General features: G+C 46.2%; 17 protein-coding genes. 2 read left to right on the top strand and 15 right to left on the bottom strand.

Annotated features, from left to right (window positions below; all coding sequences use genetic code 11):
- Nucleotides 1-225: 225 nt before the first annotated feature.
- Nucleotides 226-1,737 (bottom strand): glycoside hydrolase family 30 protein, encoded by a 1,512-nt coding sequence (locus ACDJ58_RS13035; protein ID WP_413378509.1) that lies wholly within the window; start codon nucleotides 1,735-1,737, stop codon nucleotides 226-228.
- A 353-nt stretch (nucleotides 1,738-2,090) separates the two neighbouring features.
- On the opposite strand from ACDJ58_RS13035, the gene shc reads away from it, so the two are divergent.
- Nucleotides 2,091-3,986, top strand: a complete 1,896-nt coding sequence (shc, locus tag ACDJ58_RS13030) for a squalene--hopene cyclase (protein WP_413378507.1) — start codon at nucleotides 2,091-2,093, stop codon at nucleotides 3,984-3,986.
- 123 nt (nucleotides 3,987-4,109) lie between these two features.
- Here shc and ACDJ58_RS13025 read toward each other — a convergent pair whose 3' ends face one another.
- Together ACDJ58_RS13025 and ACDJ58_RS13020 are read right to left on the bottom strand one after the other, a co-directional pair.
- A complete protein-coding gene (locus ACDJ58_RS13025; protein ID WP_413379651.1) occupies nucleotides 4,110-7,454 on the bottom strand; it encodes a CARDB domain-containing protein in 3,345 nt (1,114 codons plus the stop codon).
- A gap of 712 nt (nucleotides 7,455-8,166) precedes the next feature.
- Nucleotides 8,167-9,222 carry a YeiH family protein gene (locus ACDJ58_RS13020; RefSeq protein WP_413378505.1) on the bottom strand — a complete coding sequence of 352 codons (1,056 nt, stop codon included), beginning with the start codon at nucleotides 9,220-9,222 and terminating at the stop codon, nucleotides 8,167-8,169.
- A gap of 182 nt (nucleotides 9,223-9,404) precedes the next feature.
- Between ACDJ58_RS13020 and ACDJ58_RS13015 the strand changes: the two genes are divergently transcribed.
- Nucleotides 9,405-10,298 carry a LysR substrate-binding domain-containing protein gene (locus tag ACDJ58_RS13015; protein WP_413378503.1) on the top strand — a complete coding sequence of 298 codons (894 nt, stop codon included), beginning with the start codon at nucleotides 9,405-9,407 and terminating at the stop codon, nucleotides 10,296-10,298.
- 105 nt (nucleotides 10,299-10,403) lie between these two features.
- On the opposite strand, the gene ACDJ58_RS13010 is transcribed toward ACDJ58_RS13015, so the two are convergent.
- From ACDJ58_RS13010 to ACDJ58_RS12955, 12 genes are all read right to left on the bottom strand, one after another.
- Nucleotides 10,404-12,026, bottom strand: a complete 1,623-nt coding sequence (locus ACDJ58_RS13010; protein WP_413378501.1) for a glycoside hydrolase family 13 protein — start codon at nucleotides 12,024-12,026, stop codon at nucleotides 10,404-10,406.
- A 59-nt stretch (nucleotides 12,027-12,085) separates the two neighbouring features.
- Nucleotides 12,086-12,979, bottom strand: coding sequence for a carbohydrate ABC transporter permease (locus ACDJ58_RS13005; RefSeq protein WP_082935096.1), 894 nt, complete (start codon nucleotides 12,977-12,979; stop codon nucleotides 12,086-12,088).
- 13 nt (nucleotides 12,980-12,992) lie between these two features.
- Nucleotides 12,993-13,907: an ABC transporter permease gene (locus ACDJ58_RS13000; RefSeq protein ID WP_413378499.1), complete on the bottom strand. Its 915-nt coding sequence runs from the start codon at nucleotides 13,905-13,907 to the stop codon at nucleotides 12,993-12,995.
- Between the two features lie 61 nt (nucleotides 13,908-13,968).
- Nucleotides 13,969-15,705, bottom strand: a complete 1,737-nt coding sequence (locus ACDJ58_RS12995) for an extracellular solute-binding protein (RefSeq protein WP_413378496.1) — start codon at nucleotides 15,703-15,705, stop codon at nucleotides 13,969-13,971.
- Between the two features lie 335 nt (nucleotides 15,706-16,040).
- Nucleotides 16,041-17,699 carry an extracellular solute-binding protein gene (locus ACDJ58_RS12990; RefSeq protein WP_413378494.1) on the bottom strand — a complete coding sequence of 553 codons (1,659 nt, stop codon included), beginning with the start codon at nucleotides 17,697-17,699 and terminating at the stop codon, nucleotides 16,041-16,043.
- Between the two features lie 49 nt (nucleotides 17,700-17,748).
- The gene (locus ACDJ58_RS12985) at nucleotides 17,749-19,155 is read right to left on the bottom strand and encodes a response regulator transcription factor (protein WP_413378492.1); all 1,407 of its coding nucleotides are present in this window, start codon (nucleotides 19,153-19,155) and stop codon (nucleotides 17,749-17,751) included.
- Entirely contained in the window at nucleotides 19,152-20,864 is a 1,713-nt protein-coding gene (locus ACDJ58_RS12980) for a histidine kinase (protein WP_413378490.1), read from the bottom strand. The genes ACDJ58_RS12985 and ACDJ58_RS12980 overlap by 4 nt, the downstream gene beginning before the upstream one ends.
- A gap of 158 nt (nucleotides 20,865-21,022) precedes the next feature.
- On the bottom strand, nucleotides 21,023-21,145 hold the full coding sequence (locus tag ACDJ58_RS12975; protein WP_079697598.1) for a sporulation protein YjcZ: 123 nt from the start codon (nucleotides 21,143-21,145) through the stop codon (nucleotides 21,023-21,025).
- A 134-nt stretch (nucleotides 21,146-21,279) separates the two neighbouring features.
- Nucleotides 21,280-22,122, bottom strand: coding sequence for a DUF427 domain-containing protein (locus ACDJ58_RS12970; RefSeq protein ID WP_413378488.1), 843 nt, complete (start codon nucleotides 22,120-22,122; stop codon nucleotides 21,280-21,282).
- Nucleotide 22,123: 1 nt separating this feature from the next.
- Nucleotides 22,124-22,951 carry a DUF427 domain-containing protein gene (locus ACDJ58_RS12965; protein ID WP_413378486.1) on the bottom strand — a complete coding sequence of 276 codons (828 nt, stop codon included), beginning with the start codon at nucleotides 22,949-22,951 and terminating at the stop codon, nucleotides 22,124-22,126.
- A 35-nt stretch (nucleotides 22,952-22,986) separates the two neighbouring features.
- The gene (locus ACDJ58_RS12960; protein ID WP_413378484.1) at nucleotides 22,987-24,531 is read right to left on the bottom strand and encodes an HAL/PAL/TAL family ammonia-lyase; all 1,545 of its coding nucleotides are present in this window, start codon (nucleotides 24,529-24,531) and stop codon (nucleotides 22,987-22,989) included.
- Nucleotides 24,524-25,630 carry a DUF917 domain-containing protein gene (locus ACDJ58_RS12955; RefSeq protein WP_413378482.1) on the bottom strand — a complete coding sequence of 369 codons (1,107 nt, stop codon included), beginning with the start codon at nucleotides 25,628-25,630 and terminating at the stop codon, nucleotides 24,524-24,526. Before ACDJ58_RS12955 ends, ACDJ58_RS12960 begins: the two co-directional genes overlap by 8 nt.
- Nucleotides 25,631-25,666: the final 36 nt, after the last annotated feature.

The following is a 25,666-nucleotide window of genomic DNA, read 5'->3' as shown; positions in this document are numbered from 1 at the left end:
TCTAACCCCTCTCCCATATAAAAGCTCAGGCTAGTATATCAACCCAATGTAAGAGGACAGTTAAACTAAGAAATCATAATATCAAAATTGTAAAATCCTTGAATATGTAAAAATCACAACAAATGTATACGATGGATGATCTTTAAATAAAAACAAATTAAAAGAGCCGCGACTGCTCGCGGCCCCTAGCTTGCTGGGTACGGGAATCTGAATCCCCGCTATCCCTTAAGAAACATTTCCATACCATTTATACGTCATAGCGGACTTGCCTGGAATAGTGACAACAAAGCTTTGGCTGCCCCATTGGATCTTCACATTTTTCGATGAACTGGAGGAGTTGTAGGCGACAACCACTTTGGAACCGTCCGGATTTCGGAAAGCCACATTTTTGACTTCAGATCCGGTGTTGCTGTCAATGCGGTATGCATTGGGTACTACAAATTTACTAAAGTGACCCAGCAAATAATATTGTTTGTGATATGTGACATTATTCTCAGGAGCATCATTACGGTTGTCCGAGTTGCGGATTGTAATCATGCCTTTATTAGTGTTGTTCGGTGAAAGCAATGCTGGACCGTCTTTTTGATCCAGGGCAGCATTCCAGAGAATGATCGATTTGGACCAGTTTCTCGTAATATTAATGAACTCGTTCATCATATTATCGAAACCCGAAGAGGTACCATTCTGCGGATCATTCCAGTTGCCGAAACCACCCTCCGTGAACCAAACTTCCTTGTCCGGGTGACTGTTATTCATGGAGGTCATTGTCGATCCGTCCCCACTGTCATAATGGTGGAATGCGCTGCCGGATACGTAGCTGCCCTTGCCTGCGTTCTTCAGATTCGTAATGACTTGGTTAGGGAAGTTCCAGTCCAGAAAGTTATGATCGAATGCAATAATCTTGGTGTTGATTCCGGCATTGCGGAGTGTTGGTCCAAGATAATCGCCGATAAAGCCCGTCTGATCCTGTACATTCATACCCATGGAAGGATAATGGGAGGGCTCGTACATTGGCTCGTTTTGCAACGTAACAGCATAGATGGGTACACCTTCAGCCTGGTAGGCTTCAATGTATTTTTTGAAATAATTCGCATATGTTCCGTAGTGTTCTGCTTTCAGTTTGCCGCCATTCAGATTGTTGGAATACTTCATCCAGGCAGGCGCACTCCATGGGGAACCCATTACTTTGATATTGGGATTCTTAGCGATTGCCGCTTTGACCATGGGCAGTATGTAAGTCTTGTCCCGGTCGATTGTAAATTGGTTGAGTGAAGTATCATTTGGCGTATCGGCATAAGTGTAGGCGGCCCAAGCAAAATCGGAGCTTCCGATCGGCTGTCTCAATAAGCTAAGCCCAATGCCTGTGTTGCCAAACAGCCTCTCCATTACTTCCGCGCGCTTATTGTTATCCAGCTTGTAGTTCATGAGCCATGCGGACGCATCCGTTAATGACACTCCAAAACCATCCATCTGCTGATACGTTTGGTTTTCGTTGACCGTAATGGTAACATCGGCATTGCCTGAGTTGCTGCTGAAGTTTTTTGATGCAATCTTGGTGAGTCTGGCATCTGTTCTAAGCCCCACTGCCGGTTCGGAATTGGGATCTGAAGTTGAAATCCATACCTCTACCTGTTCACCCGCTGCATGCGCAGTCTTGGGCATATATGAACTATATGAACCCGCCGTTACCAGAAAAGTGGACAGCAACACTAACGCACTCTTTTTCCATATCTTCATCAACATATCTCCTTTGATTTATTATAATTTGAACAGCCAAATATCAAATACACAAAATGAAATCGATTTCATTTTCGAAAACATAAAGTCCGTTTTTCAGTTATTGCATGTTATAGTACTTACACCTCCTTTTTGAAGGGTATCGGAGAAAGATATAGATCAAAATCTTGTAAGCGTTAACAAAGATATTTATACACTTTATTGGAAAAAATTTCAATAGTAAAATTCATTTTATTATTGAAAATTGTAGAAAACCCTGAAATGAACTGGATTTCACGCTCATTCTGCTCCTCATTTCCCCCTGATTGCCATCATATAATACAAAAATGACGTACTCTGGAGGTATCCGCGGAATGAGCCATGTACTGAGCGCAATTGATGAGGAAATAAGTCGGATGACGACTTCCTTGCTTCAACAGCAGCAACAAGACGGTTCCTGGCATTTTTGTTTTGAGAACGGTACGGTAATTGATGCTTATGTCATCATTCTCTTTCGGATATTGGAAGTTCCGAATGAAGCGTTCATCCGGGAATTGCACGATCGTATCCTTAACGAACAGCAACAGGATGGATGCTGGAGATTGTACACCGATGAAGAGGATGGAAATTTATCCGCATCGGTTGAAGCGTACTACGCCCTGCTCTACTCCGGGTACAGCCAGAGTACGGACGAGCCAATCCAGCGGGCCAAACAGTATATTCACTCCAAAGGAGGTATTGGAAAAGTTAGCAGCATTTTGACCAAAGCCATACTTGCCGCTACCGGACAAATAAAATGGCCTTTATCCATCTCTATGATCCCCCTGGAGATACTGATGTTCCCTACCTATTTTCCCATCAACTATTTTGAATTTTCCGGTTATTCCAGAGTTCACCTCACTCCCATGCTCGTTATGGCAGACTTGCGCTTCGCCCTCACAGTACCCCATGCTCCCGATCTGTCTGATCTGACCGACTTACGAAATGTTGAAGATGAGTCAACTACCCGGGGATATCAGGAAATGCAGGACGACATTCTAAGCGGGAGAAGCCGACTGCTCGGTAACCCTCGCCACATCCACGACACTGCAAGAACGAAGGCGGAACAGTTCATGATAGAGCGGATTGAGTCTGATGGCACATTATACAGCTATGCCAGTAGTACGATTCTCATGATCTTTGCCCTATTGGCCCTAAAATACGATAAGCAGCATCCCCTGATTACAAAAGCCATAACCGGACTCACGGCAATGCAGTGCCGTTCTTCTGGAGGTAAAACAACGATTCAAAACTCCCCATCTACCGTGTGGGATACGGCCTTAATCACCTACGCATTGCAGGAGGCTTCCATTACCGATGACCATAAGGCTATTCAACGTGCGGCCTCCTATTTGCTCTCCCGTCAGCAAGATAAAACAGCCGACTGGAGCATCCATAATCCGAATACAGTCCCTGGAGGATGGGGATTTTCGGAGTCGAATACGATCAATCCAGATGTGGATGATACAACAGCAGTTTTACGGGCTATCCGAAGCTTGTCCACTACTCTTCCAACGGTTCAGCAATCCTGGAATCGCGGACTGAATTGGGTTCTGTCCATGCAAAATAAAGATGGCGGCTGGCCGGCATTCGAAAAAAATACGAACAAGGAGATGCTCACCTGGCTCGCCATTGATGGTGCCAAATCTGCGGCTACAGACCCTTCAGAGGCTGACCTAACGGGACGTACCTTGGAGTATCTCGGTAACTTTGCCGGGCTTGATACCAGGCATGAATGGATCAAACGTGGAACGAAATGGCTCATTCGAAACCAGGAGAAAGATGGCTCATGGTACGGAAGATGGGGCGTATGTTATATCTACGGTACCTGGGCAGCATTAACCGGTCTTACGGCCGTTGGGCTACCTTCAGGCCATGATACAGTTCAAAAAGGAGCGCAGTGGCTCTTAAGCATCCAGAACTCCGACGGTGGCTGGGGAGAATCCTGTCAAAGTGACCGACTCCTGCACTATGTGCCATTAGGGGAAAGTACCCCTTCCCAGACCGCTTGGGCACTTGACGCACTCATTGCAGTCCAACCCAAACCTACACCTGAGATGAATCAAGGCGTTCTACGGCTTATTGCATCAATGCACGAAAACGATTGGAGAACCTCATATCCCACAGGCGCAGGTCTGCCCGGGAACTTCTATTCCCATTATCACAGCTATACATATATTTGGCCTCTTCTCACGTTAAGTCACTACAGAAGAAAATATGGGGCATCTTAAAAACTTACTTTGCGCGGTTATTTTCAATATTTCAGATCCGGATCAATGTTCACCCATACTTCATCAAAGTAACCTAAAAAAACAGGGAACTCTTAGAGCTCCCTGTTTTTGTTTGAAATAAATTTATTGAATGATCAAATTAAAGCCATTTTGAATCTGATTCACATTAGGGTTGGCAATATTGCTGGTTGTCAGATTATTGAATGTGGCAGAGCCATTTCCGGTATAGGTGTAAATTGCTGCACCTTTATGCGGGGTTGTGAACCGCGACGTCTCAATTCCGTCCAGACCGGTACCATTAATGTTGATGTTGTTAAACACAATGTTCTGGAAACCGCCACCGTATCCGAATTGAACGGCACTGCGCTGCGTATTGAGGATATCAATATTGGTAAACGTTACATTCTTGATGGAATCGTTGGAAGCTTCAAGATCAATAGCTCCGCGTTCACCGTTGTACAGATCTTTACTTGTGCCGCTGTTAATGATCGTTGTATCGGAGAACAGAATACCTGTGTTGTCTTGGAAATGGTATCCAGGGAAAACAGTGTTCATCCGGATCGCCGAACCGCCAACCGTGTCAACAATCAGGTTGTTGGTTGCCTTATGTCCGCTACCACCAAAGAACGCGATGCCTGCTGCACGCCAGTTATTCTCAATCGTGTTGAACGAGAATGTGTTGTTCACACCGGCAGGCGCACCATTCACGTTGCTGGTCCATACGGCCAGACCATCATCACCATTGTTGCGGACGCTGCTGTTGCGTACAGCCGAATTGCTCGTGCCTTGGGCAAAGTTGACACCGTCGGCAAGGTTATTCCGAATGCGACTGTTCTCGATCACTAGGCCATCGGCAATGATTGCAGGTGTGTGGGCGTAATCCCCTACCCAGAAACCACATTCAAAGTGCTCAACCCATACGTTGCTAACCTTTGAATTTTTACCGAAATTGTCCATAAATCCTTTGTAAACTGCATTCTCGTTATAGCGCGAACGCAGCATGGAATTCATATAAATATTGCTGAAATCCAGCTTGCCCTGCACACGGAAAGAAATCCCGCCTGAGGCTGCATTAGGGTTGGTAAACTGAATGTTTGTATGCCAGATGCCTGCACCTACAATGGTGAGGTTGTTAATCATATTCGTCGGCGTACCAATTTTCCACATATTGCCCAGATGGAACGTGCCCTCAGGGATATATAGAGTCTTGCCTGTGGATACCGCGGATTGGACTGCCGCTTCGAATGCGGCAAGGTCATCTTTTCCATCATTTGCAATCGCACCGAAATCGGTTACAGAGACGGAGTTAGCCGGGCGTGGGATCACAGCCTGAACGGGTTCGATTTCGAGGAAATCCACACCGTATTCCAGGTTATCTCCATTGTTTTTCTGAATACGAATGGTGTCTCCAGCTTTTAGAGGTGTATCCAGTTTCCAGTGCACTTCATCAAAACGGAACAACGGACGTCCTGCACTTGGCGTATCCCCCGGATGATCGCTGGAGAAATACTGCCAGTTGTAGTAAGAGGTCAAAGGAACCGTTTTGGCCTTGGACCCGTTAACATACACGTCAAGCGCGCCGTCAAGACCCATGCCATCTGCGGAATCCGGCATCGTGAATCGCATGGTTACACCTGCGCCTCCCTCCCCTTGTCTAACCGTCCATTGTGCATACGAACCGTTGGAAGGAAGCGCGATATAGCGCTGGCCAGAGGCTTCCGAAGCCGTCAGAGCCTGATCAAAGGTCGGTGCGGATTTCAGCGTGGCACTGCCACCACGCGTAGCATCATCCGTATCATACCGGGTATAAGGCATGCTTGCACCACGGGCTGAATACACGTTCAAACTTGTTGTAACGACGTTATTCGTTTGTTTGACCGGAGCTTCATTGTTGTCCACTGCTACGGTAGTTGTCACATTGTAGTTACCAGTTGCAGCAGTCCAGGTACCTACATTGACATTGACCGAAGCTCCAGGTGCTAATGTACCGGTATAGGAACCACTATACGTCTGAAGCGTTGCTCCGGCAGCGTTCTTGAGAACCACTGTAACTCCGTGTGCACCACCTGCGGAGGCCATGTTGCCTTGATTTTTCAGATTAACCGTAAATGTTACTGTGCTGTTTGCTGTAGGGGTTCCAGGACTCCAAGAGACCGTGCCTACCAGATCAGAACTTGTAATCGGTGCAACCACCAAAGAAGAGGTGTGTGTGTAATTATTGTTTCCTTCATTCTCTTCGATGATCTGGTTATTCTCATCCACCTTGGCACTGAGCGTATATGATGCAGCTGCTTTATTGCCAGCATTAAGCGAGACCGTTGTCGAAGCTCCTGCTTGCAGAGCAGCTACTGGTGACGAACCCGCCAGTTCGTTGTTCAGATAGAAGTTGACGCTAGAAGCTGGAGAAGCGGCAGAGCCAATGTTTTTGACGATCGCATTAAGGGTGATGGGACTGTTCTCCACTGGAGAAGATGGAGACCAGGACATGCCTGTAATCGTCAGGTCAGGATTAGGTGCAGGTGTGCCGAATACTTGAAATTCAGCAATTTGCCCGGCCGGAGCGCCCGAGTTCGTGGTAATGTTCAATTGCAGACGTTTAACCGTTGCTGCAACGGGAATGGTCACCGTGTTACCGGAAGCCGGGTTGAATGTATATGATTGGGCGGAAACCAGATTGCTAAAGGTGGTTGTATCCTGGTTATGTCCAAGCACTTGAATGGTCTGTGTTCTGGTGCTCCAGACCGGATCCGGGTTGAGTTTAAGTACAATGGATGTAATCTTATGATTGGAGCCTAGATCCAATGTCAGTGAGCTTGGATTGCTGCCCCCTTCCCAGTACGAATTGATGTTGTTATCGTTTGCATTCGCAGCTACGAAGGATAAAGTGCTGGACGATGCAGTAATCGACTTACCGATGGCGATGTTGCTTCCCTCTGTAGGGATGATTGGGGGATCCACAGGATCGGGGCCAGGTAGCGTTGGTCCCTCACTGCCTGGGCCGTAAATTTCAAATGTCGACAGTTGAGCTGCCGGCCACTCGGAATTGCCCGTTACGCTTAAGCGAACGTACCTTGTCTCGACAGCAGGAAAATCGATGGTAACCGAGTTCTCCCCAACCGATGGATTAAATACATAATCCGCAGAACCCACGATATCCGTGAACGATGAACCGTTCGTGCTGCCTTGCACGGTTATCGTTTGGGTTCTCTTTTCCCACACTGTCGGAATCTTCAATACAATTTGGTCAATGTTGGTGTTGGTGCCAAGATCCACTTGAATCCATTCGGGGAACTCACTATTGGTACTTTCCCAATAGGTTGCTTGGTTACTGTCAATCACATTGGTCGGGCTGTATGTTTGGTTGTACCCGCTCGCGGTAACCTGTTTGCCCTGTGCCAGGTCCGGTCTTTCGGCTGCTGATACTGGTGATGGAAATCCGACAGTCAGGAATACGTTCGAGATCAGCATCGTTAATACGAGTGACCACACAATGTACTTGTTGCGCAAATTCAATTCCTCCTCAGGTTATTAGCAAAATGGTTTTTCAATGAAAATGGACGGTTGATTTGCCTTATTCTTTCGCTACGCCGATCATCACCCCCTTATCAAAGTACTTGTGAATAAACCAATAGACACACACCTGTCCATTAGCTACAGCGGAAGAATCAGTGAATGACACTAGGACTAGGATAGATCGGGTAAAGGACTGCAATCAGATAAAGAATAGCAGACGCATACAACATGGTTTACGTGACCGTAATGCGTGATCGCCGCTTACCTTGGGGAGTTTCTTGGGCAACTGATCCGCTTTTCTTCTTGTATTTGTCATCTCTGGAATAGATTAAGTATAAACCGCTTCCAATTCTCCTTATCGGACCCCTAGAGACGGTATTCGGACTTCTGATGTTCCTTTTTGGATATTTACGAGCAACCTTAAGGCTTGCGAGCAGAAAATACATCGTTATCCAGACTTTCATATGTGCATTTCGGACTTTTGAACCAAAAGAGGGAAATATTTATATTTTTTCAAGCGATGAATTTATACTATTCCTGTCGCATTCTTTCTGGATCTGATGATCAGCATCTCTCGAACAACAAAAAGCACGCATTGATCCACTAAGGGTCAATGCGTGACAACGGTTTTGAGAATACTCCCTGTATAATTCAACTAACACACGCCCTAGTTCAGGCCAAAACCACGAACGAGCATGAAACCGATAATGGACAAAACGACAGAGCCAAGCAATCCTGCCAAGAAAGGCTTCTTGCCCAGACGGCGGAAGGTTGCAATATCCACACCTAACCCTAATCCAGCCATGGCCATCGCGAGCAACATATAGGATAGAACCAGAAGTCCCGTGATCATCTCTTGTGGAATAATACCCAGCGTGTTTAATCCACTCATAGCCAGAAAACCGAAAATGAACCAGGGTACTGGCAATTCACGCCACCGGATTCCTTTAGATAATTTTTGCTCTCCCCCACGCGCCTGTCGTCCACTCCACAAGCCGATGATCAGCGCAATCGGTACCAACATGGCGACCCGGGTTAGCTTGACGATGACTGCCATATCCAGTGCCGCTTGCCCTCCAGGTGCAGCCCCAGCGATGACATGTGCTACTTCATGTAGCGTAGCTCCTGTGAATAGGCCATATCCATTCGCACTTAAACCCAATACCGGGTATAACAATGTATATGCAAGGGTGAAGATTGTGCCCAATATAGCCACCGTGGCCGCACCTACTGCCGTTTCTTCATCTTTGGCCTTGATCTGTGGCGCAATCGCGACCACTGCCGCTGCACCGCAGATGGCTGTTCCACAAGCGGTCAGCAGCCCTATTCGTTTGTCGATCTTTAACCACTTGCTTAGTCCGTAAACAACAAAAATCGTAACAACAACATTGATTGCCGCAAGCGCAACGACTTTGTAGCCTGCATGGACAATATCCAGAAGGTTCAGCTTCAAACCCAGCAGGATGATGCCGAACCGTAGCAATCGTTTTCCCGAAAAGGATATCCCTGATTGAGCGGTCAGCGGAACGCCACGCACCGCCCGGTACAAGATGCCAAGCAGAATTGCAATAACGAGTTGACCCATGATATTTAAGAGCGGCAGATAACCCAGCAGCTTGGCAATAAACGAGAGCAGTAAAGTCAGTCCGATCCCCTGCAGAAATCCTCGGTTCCTAACTACTTTTATGTTTTTAACGAATTTCAATTGTGTCTGTAAGATCATAGCTCTACACTTCCTTGTTGGATAAAGTATATCCTCACTATAGAAGCAGAAAGGAAGGAAGTGAAATATGAATCTACGATCCTAATCATTAGAAAAACTTATGATTGATTAGGTATCTTATGCTAAAATGACCTCAATAGGCTTATAACTACAAAAACACACTATTCAAATGAGGAATTCTAATGATAACTGATGCTTTAAAAGTCTTCGTTACCGTTGTGGAACAGAGCCATTTCTCCAAGGCTGCAGAACTGCTGAACCTGTCCCAACCTGGCGTGAGCCTGCATATCAAAAATTTGGAGAATGAGCTGGGAGCCAAGCTGCTGCATCGTTCTCCAAAGCAAGTGTGCCTGACTGAAGCGGGCACAATCCTCTACAAACATGCCAAAGTCATTCAGGCTCGCTACGATGAAGCGCGGCAGGAGATTCAGATGCTGCGGGATGAGGTGACCGGAAGCATTCAGATCGGAGCCAGCTTCACCATAGGTGAATATATTTTGCCTAAGAAGCTGGCAGAATTCGCAGCACAGTATCCGCAGGTCAACATTCAGGTTACGATTGGAAATACCCAGGAGATTCTGTCTGCAGTTAGAGGAAATCAACTGGATATCGGATTTGTGGAGGGTGAAGCGCAAGCCTCGGCAGACCTTGACGTTATCCCTTACATGAAAGATGAGATGATCGTTGTAGCTCCTTCCGGTCATCCTCTCTCCGGTTCCGTCGTTGTAGAGCAGAATATGCTTCAGGATCAGGTCTGGGTGCTTCGTGAGTTGGGTTCGGGAACACGCGCGTTTAGCGATCATTTTATGAAACAGACTGCGATCCGTCCCAAGCGGTCCTATGTCTTCACCAGCAGTCAGGGTGTGAAGGAAGCTGTTGCTGCCGGACTCGGAATTGCTATGGTATCCAGATGGATTGTTCATAAGGAGCTGGCAACCGGGGAAGTCGAAGAATTGCGAATTAGACAGCTGCATCTGGAACGCAGCTTCTCCATCATTCGCCACAAGGAACATTCACATTCCATGGCGCTTGATGTTTTCTTGCAAAAACTTCTTTTCGTCAAAAAAGAGGGTTGACGGCTATTCGCCATCAACCCTCTATCTTCTCCACTCTTCGCTCGCACCTAAGCATCATTTCAGCTAAATGTCATAACATGTCTGCCTATATTGCTTATTACTTTTTTACACTTGCAGATACATTCTTGCTTCATAAGGACGAAGTGCGTTCTCTGAAACAACGTCCGAATAGTTACTAATTAATAATGTTTTATCCTCTCTAAACTCCTCAGGAATATCGAATGTAACGGTATTGCCATAGAAGTTGCACAGGACAAGTAATTTTGTTCCATCAAGTTTTCGTGTATATGCGAAGAGGTTGCTGTCTTCAGGGTACAGAAGTTCATAATCCCCATAGATGATCACTTCATGTTCTTTTCGCAGCTGAATCAGTGTTTTATAGTAATGGTAAATGGAATCCGGATCATTTATAGATTCTTCCGCATTAATCTCCGCGTAATTCGGATTTACCAAAATCCATGGTTCTCCTTCTGTAAAACCCGCATTTTCGGAAGCATCCCACTGCATCGGCGTACGTGCATTATCACGGCCTTTTGCATAAATGGATTTCATCACTTCTTCCTCAGGATACCCATTCTCTACACGTTCCTTATACAGATTCAGCAACTCAATATCACGGTATTCTTCAATGGGGTAACGTACGTTCGTCATGCCTAACTCTTCACCCTGATACACATATGGCGTACCTTGCATGCCATGAAGAAGAGTCGCCAGCATTTTGGCAGACTGCACACGATATTCTCCGTCATTTCCCCAACGGGACACGATCCGCGGAAGGTCATGGTTGTTCCAGAACAAGCTGTTCCAGGCTTCGCCCTTCAGCTCGGTCTGCCATTTGGACAACACTTTCTTTAATTGAAGCAGATCCAGCGGCTGGAGATCCCACTTGCCTTTCCCCTCCTGCTCATCCAGGCTAATATGTTCAAATTGGAAGACCATGGATAGTTCGCTGCCGTCTGGGTTGCTATAAAGCTTGGCGCTCTCGGGCGTTGCTCCCCAGGTTTCTCCGACGGTTAGCAGGTCACCCTTTTGGAATGTCTCTGTACTGAGTTCACGCATATATTGGTGCAGATTTGGCCCATTGCCTGTAATTTTGAGATCAGGCTGCTTGCCAATCAGATCGATAACATCAAGACGGAAACCGCCTACGCCTTTATCCATCCACCATTGAATCATATCGTATATCTCCTGCCGTACCTTGGGGTTCTCCCAGTTAAGATCCGGTTGTTTAACAGAGAAAAGATGCAAATAATACTGTCCCAACTCGGGAACCCATTCCCAGGCCGATCCACCAAACGTTGAACCTAAATCATTGGGAGGCGTTCCTTCCACACCATCTCTCCATACATAGTAATCGTGGTACGGATTATCCTTGCTTTTCCGGGCTTCCTTAAACCAGGGGTGTTCGTCTGATGAGTGGTTAAGCACCAGATCCATGATAATTCGGATGTCCCGCTTGCCTGCTTCCTGAATCAGCAATTCCATATCCTCAAGCGAACCAAACATCGGATCAATATCCTGATAATCTGAAATGTCATACCCGTTGTCATCTTGTGGGGACTTGCACACCGGTGACAGCCAGATCGCACCGATGCCAAGATCCTTCAAATAATCGAGTCGGGATAATATACCTTTCAGATCCCCGATTCCGTCACCGTTGCTATCTTGAAAGCTGCGGGGATAAATTTGATATACGACAATTTCTTTCCACCAATTTTTATTTCCCATAACGCACCACCTTTCTCTTGAACCAGATTCTGCTTATCCAATTTCCGTTTCATTCACTATTATTCTTTTACCGACCCCACAACAATTCCGGTTACAAAGTATTTTTGCAGCAGCGGATAAATCAGCAGCAGCGGAATGACAGCCACTACGATTTTGGCTGCATTTAAGTTTTTGTTCGAAATCTCAGTCAGATTGCTGAGCTGAGCTGAGTTTGTGCCGGATTGCAGAAGTTCAGCAATATTTACGTTAAGAGACTGTATGTAGGTCATTAACGGATAATTGCTGACTTTGGTCATATAGATCAATCCACTAAAGAAGTCATTCCACGTGCCCACGATACTGAACAGGGATACGGTCGCCAGCGCCGGAATAGACACGGGCACATACACTTTGAACAGGACCTGCAAGGCGTTTGCTCCATCGATAAAAGCCGCTTCTTCAAGCGCTTTCGGTACTGCGGCGAAGAAGTTCATCACAAGGATGACACTGAATATTGGGACAGCACCTGGCAGTACAAGCGACCAAATCGTATTGAGCATATCCAGGTTTTTGATCAACAGATAACTAGGGATCATGCCCCCACTGAACAGCATGGCAAAAATCATGACATTCATATATATATTTCTGCCCTTAAACTCCCTTTTCGATTTGGAGAGCGGGTAAGCCATCAAAACAATAAGAATCATGTTGAGTACAAGGGATAGAGCCACACGTAGAACGGAAATGCCAAAGGATCGCCAGAACTGCGCATCCTCAATAATTTTCGAATAAGCGGCTGTTGTAAACTTGACGGGTAACAGACCTACGGCATTGGCCGAGACGGCCTCACTGCTGCTGAATGAAATCGCAACGATATTCCATAATGGAAGGAGGCAGATCAAAGCCAGCAATATAACGATGGCGTAGATGACAAACCGGCCCATTCGGTCTTTCAGGCTTGCGGAATAAGACACAAGTTTCGCCTCCTTAGAATATTTTTCTGTCGGTGTATTTTTTGGCCAATTCGTTGGCCGACAATAATAGAACAATACCGATCACTGACTTGAACAACCCAACAGCCGTACCAAAACTATACTGTCTGCCAACGAGACCAATCCGGTATACATAGGTATCCAGAATATCGCCCGACTCATAGACAACCGGATTATATAGATTGTAGATTTGATCGAAGCCTGCGCTCAAGATATTGGTCAGACTCATGACCCCCATGAGCAGGATAATAGGCAGCATGCCCGGCAATGTAATATGCCATACTTTTCTCCACCAGCTCGCTCCATCTATCCCTGACGCTTCATATAGGCCGGGATCAATCGAGGTAATTGCAGCCAAATAAACGATGGAACTATAACCGAATTCCTTCCATACGTCCGTCCCGATAATTAGCGGTTGGAACCAGGTGTTGCTTCCGAGAAAATTAATATTTTCCAAGCCGAAAACGGCTAAAATCTGATTTACACTTCCATCGAGGCTGAACATGTTAACAACCACGGAGGCCAGAACGACCCAGGACAAAAAGTGGGGCAGATATACAATGGTCTGCACGGATTTTTTAACGAATTTAAAACGGATTTCATTTAATAAAATGGAAAAAATGATGGCCATCAGGGTGCCGAGTAGAATCTTGGCGATGGCAATCACCAACGTATTGCTGATAACTTGACCGATGTCCGGCAGTTTGAACATATAAATAAAATGCTTGAGCCCAACAAATTCGGAGCCCAACATACCCTTGGCTGGTACGTAATCCTGAAACGCCGTAATGACACCAACCATTGGAATGTAGCTGAATACCAGCAAAAATAAAATGCCTGGCAGCATCATCATATGATACATGGCACCCGTGCCCAAGCGGTTTCTTGCTTTATAATTTTCCTGCTTCATGGATGAACCCCTTTCCTGAAGAAAGGCTGCTTATCGCAGCCTATCAGCAGTGTTAGCTTAATTATTTTTGGGATGTGGTCTCGGCTTCGATCTCCTGGATCACTTGGTCGCCGCCTTGTTTCTTCCAATTGCTGACGAACGTTTCGAAGTAATCCAGCGGTTCCGCACCCGTTATGATTTTGATGAAAGATTCCTGTTCCAATTTGTTCAGGTTGGCCCACGTCTGTTTCATGCTTGGTGTGGTTCCAGAAAAAGCTGGCGTCATCCAGTTGAATTTGCTTTCCTGCGTCAGCTTGTCAATGAGCCCTACTCCGTTCATACGCGAGTGATATTTCGACCAGGCCGTTACATCATCCGTATCTTGGTCTTTCAAGTAGGTTTGGATACTCTCAATATTGTTCTTCGATTCCGTTGTCCGGACCTGATCCAAACCAATCTCGCCTTTAATTCCCCGAACGACGTCGGAATAATCATCTAGCAGCGAAGTAGCCGAGTTGACTTCAATATTAAAAGGTCTGGTGGAACCATCTACGCCGCTTTCCAGATACTTGGCTGCCTCTGGCATGGAAGTTTCCACATCTTTGTCATTAGCTAATTTATCGTAGAACAGGTTTATAATTTTAATCGCCAGTTCCGGGTGTTCATACCCTTTTCTCACGACAATAAACTGACCAGATGGATTGGCATGTGCAACGTTTACCTTACCGTCTGCATCCTCCAGTGTGTAAGCCGTAAATTTCGCATGTTTATCCATTTGCTTGACGTTGCTCAGTCCCCAGTCTGGAATGTGCCACGGTCCAAAAGCAATTCCGCTCTGGCCATTGGTGTAAAGTGCAGTGATATCGTCAAATGTACGGGTTCCAAATTGAGGGTCGATGATACCTCTTTTGAACCAGTCGGCCATAATGCCGAGCATCTGCTTGGTTTCCTCTGTGGTCGAACCATAAACGATGCTGCCATCTTCGCCCTTCATCCAGTACTGAGGAAACGCGTTTTCGGTCGAAGCAACGCCCAGCATGGTATAGGCAGAACCATTATAGTCTGTCGTATTCAGGGTGTTCACAAAAGGAATGCCCACCGGTTTCCCTGTTTGCCCAGGATCTTTTTTCAAGAACTCTTCTGCTGTTTTCTCTACATCTTCCAGCTTGATAGCACCGTCTCCGTCAGCATCAAGTTTGATTCCCAGCACATCCAGCCAATCTTGACGAACCCAGACCATAGTTGGTGCGGAGTCCAGAGAGGTCGCTGGAAGGCCCATCAGTCGGCCATCGATCGTGGCATTGTCCAGTGCACGACCATCATAGGAATCGTAAGTCTTTTTGATATTATCGGTGGCATATTGTTTGTATACTTCCGTCAGATCTTCAATCAGATCATTATCAACCAGTTCTTTAAGTTCATCCTTGGAATCGACACGCATCATATCGGGCAGTTCCCCGGAAGCGATTGCAAGAGAAACTTGACGGCTGTAATCCTCACCGTTGGCCTCAAATTGGTCCTTAATTTGTGCGTTAAACGATTCTTTGACCAGACGGGTATACGCATTGTTCTCATATGTATCTCCAGCCGGCAATTTCGGGTTCGCCGTCGTAACACGCCCCATCGTTACCGTCACTTCGTCTTTATAGGCACTGAACGGATCTCCAGGTGTTACCTCATATTGACCTGCATCCTCAGCAGTCGGCGGATTGGAGGATCCCCCACAGGCTGCAAGGACGGAAACCATCAAGGCGGACATGGACAGCACAGCCAGTCGTTTCGTCAACAGTTTGCTTTTTATTGACCAATTATTTCTCATCAAATTCAACTCCCCTTCGTTCTGATTATTTCTCTATCATGTTGTTTGCGCTTTCATTATAAAACTTGGAGACGCTTAATCGAGATAGGGATTAAACGCTTGTTTGGATAGAGAAATGTATACAGTTTTCACTCGGATCAACGAGCAAGATTTAGCTTGTGGACATTTATCTTACCTACCGACTTACATTTGTCTATCCTCGTTAATAAGGGAGGGTAACACAGCGAGTTGGAACAAAGAAAGCCGGCAAACTCCTCAAACACGGAGTCTACCGGCTATGAATGATCGAATTCAGTACAAAAACGTGTGAAATTCAGCGTATATATGTTAGCACTTCAGCGATGATTCTGGGATGCAGCCACTTCAGCAGTTACTTTGTCGCCACCCTGTTCCTTCCACTCCTGTACAAATTGATCGAATGAATCGATCGGCGCAGCTCCTAAAATAATTTTCAAAAATGTATCATGTTCCAATTTGGAAAGTTTGACCCACGAACTCTCCACTGCTGGCGTACGTTTGTAGGTAAGGCTTCGAACTTTATGAATATTCGGATCAAAGAAGTTTCTTCCACCGACGAGCAGTGAATAACCACGCATAAAGTTCTCGCTGTGCTGATCCCAATACGAAATGCCAAGTTGATCATAAGGCTTTAGCTTGGTTTGTTTTATAGTCGAAACCGTATTTTCCAGCAGCTTATATTCGGACTTATCCTTGAAATCGGCTGGTGATTTGGTTCCTGACAGAATCTCCTGCACGGCTTTGGATTCATATCGGGCTTCATCTGCCGGGGCAAAAAAATTGCGACTCAGCATAAAACTGGTACCATACTTAAACTCATCACGGAGGTACAGATTGTTTATTTTAATGATCGCTTCCGGATGAGCATACCCCTTTCGAACCACCAGGAAAGAACTTGAGGGATTATCTACCTTCACACGATAGGCTCCGTTTGCATCCAGCGGGAGCGCGTAAGCCTGCCAGTTCGCCTGGGGATCATTCAGCCAAGCGCTTGGGAGCGGCCAGTAGCCCGCAAAGAAACCTTGAAAGAACATTCCCGCCTGTCCGCTAATGACGGTTTCCTCTGGCTCTTTGCGGATGCCCAGATCTGGATCAAGGAGACCTTTGGCATACATATCACGAAGCCTGACCAAGGCGTTCCTTGTCTCTGGTAGAATCGAACCGTATACTGGTTTTCCATCTTTTTCGAGCCAATATCCGGGGAAAGCCCCATAAGCCGAGAAGATCGGAGTTAGATCAAAAGCAAAAGCGCTGTTGTTGAAATCGTTAAACAGACTTGTGCTTGAAGCAAGCCCAATTGTATCCCTTTTTCCGTTCCCATCCGGGTCCTGCTCCACAAAGGCCTTCGCGATCGCTTCCAATTCGTCCACTGTTTTCGGTGGTTTTAATCCAAGACGATCCAGCCAGTCCTGCCTGATCCAGAGCATGCTGAAGTCTTCCGCCGTCACAGACGGAACAGCCATCATTTTCCCTTCAAAGGTCACTTGTTCCCGTGCCAATCCATTGGTGCTGTCGATAATTTTCTTCATCTCGGGTGAAGCGCTGCTTGCATATGCATTGGTCAGATCTTCAATTTCTCCCGCTTTGACCATCTCATTCAACTGAACCTGATTAACGATCATCGCATCTGGCAAATCATTGCTGGCAATAGCCAAATCAATTTTCTGACCGAAGTTCTCCTTGGATACCTGCCACATGACTTCGACATCAATGTTAAGGTTTTGTTTAATCGCCGTTTTCCACATGTTCTTTTCTAATGTCTCTCCTTCAGAGAGATCCGTACCAGTTGGGTCGACCACATATCCCAACCGGATGGAAACGGGATGTTCATATTTGCCAAATGGATCGGTGGCGGCTGTGTCAGGTATGGTTGTTGCTGGTCCAATTGGCGATTCCCGAAAGTAAGAAATACTGAAGAATACTATACCTGCAATCAAGCTGACGACAACAAGACACGCAGCCATCTTCTTGATCATTACTTTCCCTTCTTTCACCGGATTGTCAGTCGGTTATGTGGAGCGTACACTATTTGTCCGCTCTGCCTAATTGTCGATATTCACTAGGCAGCACGCCTGTCAGATCGCGAAAGATTCGGCTGAAATATTTCTCATCCGTATAACCCACCCGCTCTGCAATCCAGAAAATCGTGTTGTTTGTGTTCAATAAATACTCTTTCGACTTCTCCATTCGTATATATCGGGAATAATCATTAAAGGTTTTTCCCATGATGTCCTTGAAGCATTGGCTGAAATAGCTTCGGCTAATGTTGAGTTGCTGGGACAGTCCTGAAGCTGTAAAAGCCTGATCCAAATCATTCTGCATAATCATCACGGCTTTTTTTACACCATCTATCATTTCCTGAGAATACGAAGTCTGTTCATCCGCCTTTCGAATACTCTCAGAGGTCTGCTTGATCCACTGTTCCACTTCGTACCAGGATTGAAAAGAATGGATCATTGAGATTCTGCCCAGCGTAGTCTGGGAAAAAAGATGGTTCCACTCCATGACCAGGGAGTACAGTAATCCCATCAGTTGCCCTTTTTGCAGCCTTAGGGATTTAAACTCTTCAACAAGCTGGTTATAATAATTGTCGTTATGCGTCCACGGAGATAGAAACCAACTTCGCTTAATACGATCCATGTCCTCATCCTGAGGTTCTGTTGGAGAAGTGTCTTCTTCATTCAAGGAAACGGCAATAACCGGATCTTGGGGTTCATACGCATAAAATAAGGACGTTTCTGTATAGTTTATAATCCAGTTTTGAATTTGCGACCATGTCCGTTCCTGTACATCAGACAACACCAGTAGCGCACCTTGAGGAACTTGATCCAAGTATCCCTTCAGTCTATCGAATAGCTGATCCTCTCCATCCAGGGGTGCCGCCCACATCCAGCTGTTCCGTTCCACTTCAAATCGGACCTCATCTACATTGGATTCGAGTCCGATGGGCCAGATCTGGCCGGACTTCCGGTCCAGTGAGACAAGTGCATACACTTTACGGTAATGGACGTTGGTTTCACCGAGTAGCGGGAGCTTTCGTCTTGTATTCCCCAACTCACCAATCCGGGTATGTATACGATTCAGCACATGTTCGAACTGCTCCTTCTCGAGCTGAACTTTGGCTATATAATCGATCGCTCCCAGCCTAAGCGCCTCCTGGATATAATCGAAATCCTGATGAAGGGTAAGCACGACAATATGAAGTTCGGGATAGAGCTGCCTTGCGGCGCGCATCAGTTCAATGCCAGACATCACCGGCATCGCCAGATCCGTTAGCATCAGATCTACCGAGTTGGATTCCAGAAATTCCAGCGCCTTAGCCCCGTTACTTGCTTCTCCAACTACCTCCATGTCGAACTCGTTCCATGGCATCGCGGAGCTTATTCCTTTTCGTACCAATTTATCGTCATCCACAATCAATACCTTAATCATGCCGAGATATCTTCTCCTTTGATCGGAAGTATAAGCAATATACTTGTCCCTTTTCCCAATTCACTCTCAATCACCAGCTGAGCTTGATCCCCGTATTGTGCTTGTAACATACGGTGAACATAATTGAGCCCGATGCCCATCCCTACTTTTTGATGTTCAGCTACACGATTATTCAGAAGTCTTTCAATCGCTTCCTCCGTCATGCCTGCTCCATTATCCTGAATCATAATGTTTAGCGTTTCTTTGCGTGTCACTTCAATTTGAATAAAACCTTCGTCACTCAGTCCATGGTAAAGTGAATTTTCAACCAACGGCTGTAGAATAAAACGAGGTACAGGTATTTGAAGCACTTGCTCATCAGCGGAAATACGCACATCAAATTCAAAATCATAGCGGATTTGCTGCAGGATCAAGTACTGTCTAAGCGCGTCAATCTCTTCTGCCATTGTGGAAACCTGTCCCAATTTACCTAAATTGTAGTACAACAGCTTATTCAGGGACTGCACCAGCCTGTCGATCTCACCTTGTCCATTCATCACCGCCAGCCAGTGCACCGTATCCAGCGTATTCATCAAAAAATGAGGATTGATCTGGTACAGAAGCTTCTCCACTTCGAGATCTGCCCGAATTTTCTCTTTCTGCTGCACCTCTTTAAAGAGGTCACCGATTTGATGCTGCATATTCGAGAATTCGCCTAACAGAAAATCAAATTCGGGAATTTGCGTGCGGGTCTGGCTACCTGCCGTTTGTGGATTTTGAGACATTCCGTTGATTTGCGAATGGAACAGACCGAGGGGTTTATAAACCATCTTCCACAGCAGCCACGCCAGAAATACCGTAAATCCAAGGAAAAATAAAGCGACCAGTAATATTTGAAGCAACCACTGATTTTTCTCTTGTTGATACTTGGCTTGCGAGATCACCGACACAACTCTCCAGTTCTGATTGGAATCCTGTCTGAACCAATGATGACCGCGAGCTATTCCGTCCGAAGCTGCACCATTCGATAAGTTGGAGAAATTCTCCCCGACTTTCATCGCTTCCGGAATCTCACTATACACAATGTTTCCCTCTCCATCGAGGATCAAGTGGGATAAATCTCCTTTGTACTGATTGTAACCCAATATATCCTGCGCAAGGTGAAAACCGGATTCGACGTAAATATAAACATCGTCCCTCTGGGGTAATTTTACCTTCCGCATGGCGGATAAGACGAGTTGATCATCAAACCGGTTCATACTGACATGAGGACCATAATAGGTAATCCCATATGCTTTGGAGAGCACAGGCAAAGATTCGGGTGAAAAACGATCCTTTATGGGAAAGTTTCCGAACTGTGTGGAGCCATCTTTCTGAAAATAATACAATGTCAAACCGATATTCGGGTTGGTAAACGTTACGACATTTAATTCGCTCTTTAATTCATCCCGAGTTTCAATCAATTCAAATATATTGGAGGATGGTTTCAACACCTCATCCAACTTTTTGCCTAATGTACCACTGTAGGACAATTGCTGAGTAACATGATTCAGGTTGGTGATCGAATTCTCCAGTGAGGAAGTCACCTGCTGTAAATTGCTCCGAATACCATCATCGATCTTGTTCACAAAAATGGAATCAATGGTGTAGTAGGAAATCGCAAATATACTAATGAAGGGAATAAACGCACTGAGAAAAAACAGCAAAAAGATTCTTTTTTTAAGTGTCATTCCAACCTATTCTCCTTAACTTCATCCATTCTATGTTGAATGCATAACTCCATAATTATAGATTGATAATTCAATATGTCAAACGCTTTCAAATTGTGATCATGACAAAAAGACTCTACCAGCGTTATGCCGGTAGAGCCCTCCAAAGAGCGTAAGAATTAAACCAGGAAAGCTTTAGAGATGATGACCAACAAGATGAACAGAACAAGGATTGCTCCGATGGATGTGAAACCACCGTATCCACCAAGACCTCCAACATTTCCATATCCTACTTCACTCATGTAATCTCCTCCTCTTTTGTGTTATGTCATAAGGTATTCAAATCGTTGTGTATTGACAAGGCTTTTGAGGCAATCATCAAAAAAAAGGGCTCTATCCGCTTATGCAGCAGACAGAGTCCCTCATCACACACTCATCATTGTCTTCTGACAGTTACTTCAGTTTCATTAAAGAATTCAAGTGCAGAATAGTACCATTTTGGTTTGGGCTGTAACTCGCCATCCACATAGACATCGACTTGCTCATTATAAAACGACATCAATCCAGCAATCTTTGGAATTTCGGGAATTGGATTTAGATAACTCCACACGATATTCTCATAGGTCTGTCCATTGAGGACAGCCGTCCAGTAGGATGCATCACCTTTATAAGGGCAGGATGTCTGCTTGTCATTTGCGGTAAGCACATTCTGATCCACGTCTTCTACCGGAAGATAATAGCGAACGGGAACTCCCGTTTCAAATACGATCACCGGGCGGCGGCTATCTGCAAGCTTGATGCCATCAAGAACGATCTGAACATGGCGGGAACTTTGGATCGCATCAACGCGCTTGTATGGGTCACGCGGGTGGACGAAGATCTGCTCTTCTTCTTCATACCAGGCGTCCACCTTGTTCCAATAGAAAGCCACAAAACCTTTGATCGACTCGATGTCCTTAAGTGGATTCTCATAACCCCAGACTGCATTTTCAGAAATACGCTCACCCACTTGAATGGTCCAGTAAGAAGCATCCCCTTTAATAGGGCAGTGGGTCTGCAACTCAGTCTTCACCAGAAATTGTTGCGTCACATCTTCTTGTGGAAAATAATATACCGGTAACTTGCCACGCTCATGAAGTGTAATAACACGTGTGCTGTCCGCAATAGTCTCACCAGCAAACGTGACGTGAACCCGGCGTGGATTTAGATCTGCCTTCAACATTAGTTTATCTTCCTGACGCAGAGAGCAGGCAATAGATGAATCCAGATGATTTACCATTTCACTTTATCCCCCATCCTATATTGCGGTAAGGAAGGCGATCATCAGCAGATAGGGACCACTTTACCCCATCCACATAGAGCGCATCCACAGACTCATGGTAAAAGCATAACAGTCCTTCAACTTCATGAACTTCTGGTAATGGGTCCTTATAGCTCCAAACAAGATTATTGTATTCTCTTCCATTAACTGAAGCAGTCCAATAGCTGGCTATCCCTTTATAAGGGCAAGTTGTGGTTATATCAACTGGCTTCAACAAATCAAGGCGCACATCCTCCTGATGAAGATAATAACGCGGGGTCAATCCTGTCTCATATAGAATCACAGGTCGCTTGCTATCAGCAACAATTACTCCATCTAACTCGATTTGAACATGACGTGAGGCCGGAATCGCATCCACCCTGGAAAACGGGTCCCGCGCATGAACGAATACTTCTTCCTCTTCCTCATACCAGGCATCTACTTTTTTCCATGAAAAAGAATAATGATCCTGCAAAGAGACCTCTTCCTGTTGCGCACCCGAATAGCTCCATACCGCATTCTCTACCGTACGTCCACCACTGCTAATATGCCAAAACAATTGATTTCCTTTATACGGATCATTCACCAGCTTTTCTGAAGGTTTGAATACGTCAAGGTTCACATCTTTCTTCGGAAAATAATAAACGGGCAGTCTTCCTGTTTCGGTAACAACGAGAACTTCCTTGCTGTCTGCGATAAACTCTCCGTCAAATTTTACGCGAATCCACTTTGGACTGACCTCCGCACGAATTTGCCAGCCCTCTTGGGAATGGTCCCGTAAAGACCACTGGGGATCAACATGTGCCATTGTACTTCCTCCTCTTTCCATCATTATTGAGAGAATTAATTCATCTTCCCACGAACTGCTTTCAGCCATTTCCCTTCCTTAAGCAGAAGGTAGGCACGCTCTATATCTATGGTTTGATTACGGTCTTCTGACAAAAAAGGAACCTCGGAACGCAACAGTTCATAACCTGCTCTTGTCCCCTCACCTAGAGTCATATCCATACGCAGATCAATAGCTTGAGCAGCATGGAGCGCTTCAATCGCCAAAATATAAGTAACACGATCAACAATCTCTCTTACCTTGCTTACAACGTAAGGAGAATTGGCAGCATGATCCTCCATGTCTCCCGCCAGTGAGAAATAATCAGATGAAACGGGATTACTCAAATGACGAATTTCTGCATCCAGTGAGGTTGCTGTTTTCTGAACCGTGCAGAAACCGACGGAGCGGCTCGGATCAGCCGTCAAGAAGCGGCTTAACCCTGTAAAGTCCGGGTCACCCAGCTTGATCATGCGATAGCATGAACTTTTGGATACATGATGCAGCGCACTTCCAAGCATCTCGAAGCCTAGTGTCCATGTTATGGGGTCATAATTGGCGCAGGATAAGATTCTTCGCTCTTCCGTCAGCACACAGGGGTTATCGTCCGAGCTATTAAGATGAACTTCAAGCTGCTGGCGCGCATAGGCATAAGCATCTCTTGCCGCACCATGAATCTGGCAAGCGTCACGGAAGCTCAGCGGGTCTTGCAGCGAATCAGGATTAAAACCATTCCAGAGTCCGCTGCCACGCAGACTGCGCCGGACCATAGCCAGGCTCTTTAACTGTCCTGGAAAAGGACGTTTGAAATGAACCGCTTCATCCAACGGACTGATATTTCCCCGGATGGCTTCCAAAGACAGCGCGTATACAGAATCTGCGGTATCCAGTAACTCTTCGATGTCGAAGAGCGCCAGTGCTCCGTTTCCGGCTGAGAGAGCATTGGAACTGACGATAGCCAGACCGTCCTTGGGGCCAAGGCGCAGGGGCTCCAAACCCATTACCATTAACGCATCGCTCGCTGGTATACGATTGCCTGCCATGTGCACTTCACCTTTACCAATCATGGCCAGACCGATATGCGAAATCGAGGTAATATCCGCCGCACCCACAGATCCGCGAAGCGGGAGAACCGGGTGAATACCCATATTGAGAAAATCTGCGTAACGTTTGGCAATATCGGGCTGAGCGCCGGTAGCTCCTACAAGCAAGCTATTGAGCCGGGCAAGCATCACCGCACGAACGACATCTTCTGTGGCCTCCGGCTTCACCCCTGCACTGTGAGATAACAATAAATTCCGGTTATAATCTTCAAAATAATCATCTCCGATGACCTTGTCCTTATTCCAGCCTACTCCACGGTTCAGTCCATAGACAGGAACGCCTTCTGCAGCTAGTTCATAAATTACTTTACGTGCAGTGACTAGTCGTTTCCAGGCTTCATCGGCGATCACTACGGATCTCCGCGAACGAGCTACTCTCTCCACATCCTCAATGGTCATGTGGCTTCCGTCCAATACAATTTGGTTAGAGCTGAGCGAGAGAATGCTCTCCTCAAGCATAAATTGTTTTCTCCTTGTCAAAAGCATAGCTCTGCAAATCGATGCCCAGCATTTCTTCCACCTCGGGATATACGCTGGGATCCTTTACACTGGAGCTCAGTGGTACCTTGGATTTATCAATGGCGAAGACCGCTATTTCCATACCCTCTTCAACATCTCCCACACTCACAGGCAGACCCTTCTTCAGGTCAAACGTAGTAATTACGTCCGGGAACGTGGTCAGGCGTGCACCTTCATCGTCCTCGACAGCCATATATTCATTCATCACATGAAGCGTAAGCCTACGGTTGGGGATGGATACTTCGATCGTACCCACATCGAAAGCACCTGAATAACGAATATTTTTTGTCGTCACCGTCCCTCTGCCGAGGATTCTTCCATTGGTTTTGTGTACCACAGCCTCTAGCACCGCTTCCGGTCCCTCCGGCTCTGCCTGCATAATGACACGGCCCAACTCAATCGCTATCGAGATGCCACCGATCGCAGCATGCTTCTTAATATGTTTGATCGGGAGCGGGTGCCGTGCGGCGGCAATAAACCCACCCGCCATGTCCGAAGCAGTACGCAGTATATTGGAGGTCCGTGCCGGAGTTCCCTTAACCACAAGTTCCATGTAGCTGCCAATCTCTGGTTTGCCGCCAGCCACTGCCTGTATCGTCTCGTAATCAATAGAAGACGCGAGGCCAAGTGAGCCCATCTTGCCTGTCGGATGTGCGCGGATATCTCCAGTAGCATCAATAACAGCAAGACCAAGGGCTGCTGCCGGCAGCCAACCGTTAATGGTGCTGGACATGCCATTCTGCGGAGTCATGACCCCGGCTATTTTGCCATCATAGTTTTCAATGATTAGCTGAACAGCCTTAATGTAGTCCTTTCCAAGCATTTGCCAGTCTCGTCCGGCAGGTGCCCCGATTGCGGTACATGTCAATATAATGGCGTCATCCGGCAGTTCATCTACCGACAGGAGCTTCGGTCGTCCGATGCTCAGTGCCGCGTGTCCGATCTCCAGTCCATGATCCACCCAGCCTCCGCCGCCGCTGGCAAATACAGAGCCGCCTTTGACAGCAGCGTTTACATCATCTCTTGTTAATTCCCGCATAAAATCTCCTCCTGGATGAAATTTCTGTTGGACCAT

It is taken from the genome of Paenibacillus taichungensis, from assembly GCF_047302525.1.
Lineage (GTDB): Bacteria > Bacillota > Bacilli > Paenibacillales > Paenibacillaceae > Paenibacillus > Paenibacillus taichungensis_B.
The sequence above is the reverse complement of the archived record's forward strand: the minus strand, read 5'-3'. Positions and strand labels throughout refer to the sequence as shown.

Coding starts and splice junctions, on each gene's coding strand:
- ACDJ58_RS13015 (WP_413378503.1), top strand. CDS start 9,405: ATGATAACTGATGCTTTAAAAGTCTTCGTTACCGTTGTGGAACAGAGC.
- ACDJ58_RS12980 (WP_413378490.1), bottom strand. CDS start 20,864: ATGACACTTAAAAAAAGAATCTTTTTGCTGTTTTTTCTCAGTGCGTTT.
- shc (WP_413378507.1), top strand. CDS start 2,091: ATGAGCCATGTACTGAGCGCAATTGATGAGGAAATAAGTCGGATGACG.
- ACDJ58_RS12990 (WP_413378494.1), bottom strand. CDS start 17,699: ATGATCAAGAAGATGGCTGCGTGTCTTGTTGTCGTCAGCTTGATTGCA.
- ACDJ58_RS12965 (WP_413378486.1), bottom strand. CDS start 22,951: ATGGCACATGTTGATCCCCAGTGGTCTTTACGGGACCATTCCCAAGAG.
- ACDJ58_RS13010 (WP_413378501.1), bottom strand. CDS start 12,026: ATGGGAAATAAAAATTGGTGGAAAGAAATTGTCGTATATCAAATTTAT.
- ACDJ58_RS12995 (WP_413378496.1), bottom strand. CDS start 15,705: ATGAGAAATAATTGGTCAATAAAAAGCAAACTGTTGACGAAACGACTG.
- ACDJ58_RS12975 (WP_079697598.1), bottom strand. CDS start 21,145: ATGAGTGAAGTAGGATATGGAAATGTTGGAGGTCTTGGTGGATACGGT.
- ACDJ58_RS13025 (WP_413379651.1), bottom strand. CDS start 7,454: ATGCTGATCTCGAACGTATTCCTGACTGTCGGATTTCCATCACCAGTA.
- ACDJ58_RS12960 (WP_413378484.1), bottom strand. CDS start 24,531: ATGCTTGAGGAGAGCATTCTCTCGCTCAGCTCTAACCAAATTGTATTG.
- ACDJ58_RS12985 (WP_413378492.1), bottom strand. CDS start 19,155: ATGATTAAGGTATTGATTGTGGATGACGATAAATTGGTACGAAAAGGA.
- ACDJ58_RS12970 (WP_413378488.1), bottom strand. CDS start 22,122: ATGGTAAATCATCTGGATTCATCTATTGCCTGCTCTCTGCGTCAGGAA.
- ACDJ58_RS13000 (WP_413378499.1), bottom strand. CDS start 13,907: ATGAAGCAGGAAAATTATAAAGCAAGAAACCGCTTGGGCACGGGTGCC.
- ACDJ58_RS13020 (WP_413378505.1), bottom strand. CDS start 9,222: ATGATCTTACAGACACAATTGAAATTCGTTAAAAACATAAAAGTAGTT.
- ACDJ58_RS13035 (WP_413378509.1), bottom strand. CDS start 1,737: ATGAAGATATGGAAAAAGAGTGCGTTAGTGTTGCTGTCCACTTTTCTG.
- ACDJ58_RS12955 (WP_413378482.1), bottom strand. CDS start 25,630: ATGCGGGAATTAACAAGAGATGATGTAAACGCTGCTGTCAAAGGCGGC.